The sequence below is a fragment of the Thiolapillus sp. genome (assembly GCF_048562965.1).
GTDB lineage: Bacteria > Pseudomonadota > Gammaproteobacteria > Chromatiales > Chromatiaceae > Thiolapillus > Thiolapillus brandeum_A.
In genome coordinates this window covers 1-3,671 of sequence record NZ_JBHNMF010000331.1, presented here as the reverse complement: position 1 = coordinate 3,671, position 3,671 = coordinate 1, and the positions used below count along the sequence as shown (strand labels likewise).

General features: G+C 50.9%; 5 protein-coding genes. All 5 read left to right on the top strand.

Translation table 11 applies throughout. The features are described from left to right. The coding region (cas7e, locus tag ACOCD2_RS14275) for a type I-E CRISPR-associated protein Cas7/Cse4/CasC (RefSeq protein WP_419625746.1) at positions 1–1,237 on the top strand (1,237 nt) is incomplete at its 5' end. A gap of 1 nt (position 1,238) precedes the next feature. Further along, positions 1,239–1,946, top strand: a complete 708-nt coding sequence (cas5e, locus tag ACOCD2_RS14270) for a type I-E CRISPR-associated protein Cas5/CasD (protein WP_293646005.1) — start codon at positions 1,239–1,241, stop codon at positions 1,944–1,946. A gap of 2 nt (positions 1,947–1,948) precedes the next feature. Then, a complete protein-coding gene (gene cas6e, locus ACOCD2_RS14265; protein ID WP_293646003.1) occupies positions 1,949–2,677 on the top strand; it encodes a type I-E CRISPR-associated protein Cas6/Cse3/CasE in 729 nt (242 codons plus the stop codon). Between the two features lie 13 nt (positions 2,678–2,690). Then, entirely contained in the window at positions 2,691–3,581 is an 891-nt protein-coding gene (gene cas1e, locus ACOCD2_RS14260) for a type I-E CRISPR-associated endonuclease Cas1e (RefSeq protein ID WP_293646001.1), read from the top strand. Further along, positions 3,553–3,671 (top strand): type I-E CRISPR-associated endoribonuclease Cas2e (gene cas2e, locus ACOCD2_RS14255; protein ID WP_419625747.1); only part of this gene is annotated, 119 nt, incomplete at its 3' end. The genes cas1e and cas2e, both read left to right, overlap by 29 nt.

Sequence of the window (3,671 nt, the reverse complement as noted above, 5' to 3'; positions counted from 1 at the left end):
ACTAAATAGATCAAAAAATATAATGGAGCATGATATGACCCTGTTACCTCACTTTATTCAAATCCATACACTGCATAACTATCCGGCAGCGCTTATCAACCGTGATGATGCTGGCCTGGCGAAACGGCTGCCCATGGGGGATGCAGTGCGTACGCGCATCTCATCGCAGTGCCTGAAACGCCACTGGCGGACCGCAGATGATCGTTTTTCCCTATCCAGCCTTGGTGTCCCCATGGCGATACGTTCACGGCAAACACTGGAACTGATACGTGACAATATTGTTGAAAAAGGAATTAATGATGAACTAGCCCAGGCGGCGGTAGAAGCACTACGAAATAATAAGTTACTCGATGCTTCAAAAAAGGAGTTGAAGGGAGAAGATGCACTAAAAACAGGCCAAGCTATCTTGCTAGGCAAAGCCGAAATTGACTACCTTGTAAGACTTTGTGTTGATTTGGCAAAAGAGTATACGGAAAGCAAAGCATTGAAGGATGCCATCAAGAAGACTCTCAAAGAGAAAAAGAAAAATATTGAGACCCTAAAGCATGCCAGTGGTCTCGAATCTGCTCTGTTTGGTCGTATGGTTACCTCCGATGTATTAGCAAGCCGTGATGCTTCTATCTATGTCTCTCACGCTTTTACCGTCCATGAGGCTCAGGTGGAGAACGATTACTTTACTGTGGTTGATGACTTGATACAGGAGGCAGGTGAGTTGGGTTCGGCAGGTATTTTTGATACCGAACTGGCATCCGGCCTTTACTACGGCTATGTTGTAGTCGATGTTCGGCAACTGGTGGAAAATCTGGAAGGCATAAAAGGAGAAAAGTGTTTTGAACCAGATACGCCTGCCGAAAAGCGTGAGTTGTCAGGGCAGGTGGTACGCAACCTTTTGCATCTGATCGCTACAGTTAGCCCGGGCGCCAAGAAAGGCTCTACTGCCCCCTTTGATTGGGCGAAATTTGTGCTCGTAGAAGCAGGTGACTGGCAGCCACGTAGTCTGGCGGCAAGTTTCCAGGACGCCCTGCCGCTAAAGAGGCAGGAGAATGACAAGGGCCTGAGAGTTCGTGCGATTGAGCGCCTAACTCAGGAAATGGCCGCAATGGATGAAGCTTACGGTGCACCTTCAAGTCGGCGTTATCTGTCTTTGGATGAAATCAATGTGCCGGGAGCTAAGCGGGTCAATCTGAAAGATCTGACCCAGTGGGGTGAGGAGATCATCCATCAGGGGAGTTGCTGAAATGGCACGACACCTGTTGATGCGCCTTGAAGCGCCGCTGGTCGCGTTCGGCGGAGAGACTATCGATAATTTTGGCGTCATTCGGGAATTTCCCGCCTTGTCGATGATTACCGGGTTGCTTGCCAATGCCCTGGGTTGGCGGCGGGAAGAGGATGAACTGCACAATGATCTGCAGTACCGTCTTCGTGTTGGAGCGCGTCTGGATCGAAAAAGCCGGCGATTAACCGACTTTCAAACTGCCCAGCTAGGTGCTTTGGATAAAGTCTGGACCACACGAGGCGAACCTGAGGGACGTCGTGGTGGTAAACCTACATACGCTGGCCCACACTTGCGCTATCGTGATTACCATGCCGATCTATCCATGCTTGTCGCCCTGCGCCTGGAACCAGCCAGCCAATCGCCGATACTGGAAGACCTTGCCGTAGCACTCGACCGACCCGCACGCCCACTATTCATTGGTCGAAAACCCTGCCTGCCCACAGCCCGCATCTTTGCCGGTTGGCTAGAGGCGGATAATGTTTTACATGCCTTACAGACAGCATCACCCAGTCCGTCAGATGTAGATTTGCCAATTCAGTGGCCGGAAGGTGAGGGGGTGATGGAAGGAGCACAGCGACTGGATATCTGTGATGAACGCAACTGGTTCAGCGGTGTTCATGGTGGTTGGCGACCTGTTTATCAGGGTTATATACGCTGTCAGGGAGATTAATGATGGATTTGCAACTAATGCACTGCCGTCCCGATCCGATAGCATTGACTACCTGGGCTACCCGCAGAAAGCTATTGTCGCCTGATGGTGATCTCGGTTACGCACTTCATGCCCTGCTTGCTGTGGCTTTCGGAAAACATGCACCAGCTCCATTTCGCTATATGGGCGCCGAACAAGGTCTGCTGGCTTACACTGCCGAGGATGAGGATGTTTTTCGCTCCAACGCTACTCATGCGCCCGAGGAAGTCGTAAAAGCCCTGGGGCTAAAACAACTGCGTCTCCGTCCCTTTCCAACAAGCTGGGAAACAGACAAAGTTCTGGGATTTGAGGCGCGGCTTCGTCCAGTGATTCGCACCAAGAATGGAAGAGAGCGTGATGCCTATCTACATCGGTTAGAACAGGTAAAGGCCCAAAGTGGAACAAATAGTTCAGAACCTATGCCATCAAGGGAAGCCGTCTATCTGGAGTGGCTGAACAAAAAGTTCCAGGCCGACAATGCTGTTCAAATAGGGTATGCCAGGATGGAAGGCTTCAGTCTTGCCCGCATCCTCCGACGCACACAGAAGGGTGCAGATGAAAAACGTCGAACACGAAACATCACAGGGCCGGATGTTCTCTTCAAAGGAGAATTGAAAGTAACTGATCCGATAGCTTTCGCACACCTGCTGAAACGGGGAGTTGGTCGCCACCGCGCCTTTGGTTACGGCATGTTGCTTATTAGACCAGCCTGAATGGAGGAAAGCCATGTTAAAAGGTCGCCTTGGACTTGAAACTGCTCGGATCCCCCACTCCGACCGGCACGGTTTGGTCTGGCTGGAGCGGGGCGAACTCTGTGTGGTGAACGGCTGCCTCCACTTCATGTCGGGCAAAAACTCCCTGACGCCCCATATTGACCAAATTCCCCATCAAGCCGTTTCTATGATCTTGCTCGGTCCAGGTAGCAGCGTTACTCATGATGCACTACGATTGTTGGCGCGGCACGGCACCTTGTTAGCTGCAGTTGGGAAAGACGGCGTGCGCAGCTATACCGCACTACCACTGTTGCCTGATAGGTCTGATATTGCCCGTAGACAGGCAGAACTTTGGGGCAGTCCACGCCGCCGTATTAGTGTTGCTCGGCACATGTATGCCCTGCGTCTTGGTGAAGTGCTACCCCATCGTGATCTAGACACTTTACGAGGAATTGAGGGCTCAAGAGTGAAAACCATGTACCGGCTGATGGCAGAAAAATACGATATTGAATGGAAAGGCAGACACTATGATCGACAAAATCCAGATGCAACTGACTTGCCAAATCAGGCTATTAACCATGCAGCCACCGCAGTGCAAGCTGCCGCAGCAATAGCCGTACAGGCGGTGGCTGCCATCCCTCAGCTTGGATTCATCCATGAGGACTCAGGGCAATCTTTTGTACTCGATATTGCGGATCTCTATCGTGACTCAATTACCCTGCAAATAGCCTTTACCTCTGCAAAAAGGGCAGAAAAGGAGAGTTCTACGGTAGATCGTCTGGTTCGTCGTGAAGCAGCTACAGTATTTCGTAAACAAAAGGTTATTCCTTCCATGATCGACAGTATCAAGAAGGTAATAAAAATGGAGGAAGTCGATGGCGCTGGTCGTGATCATCACACGTGATGTAGCTGATCGGTATCGCGGGTTTCTCGCTTCTGTGATGCTAGAAATTGCTCCAGCAGTCTACATTTCTCCACGCATGAATGCAGGAGT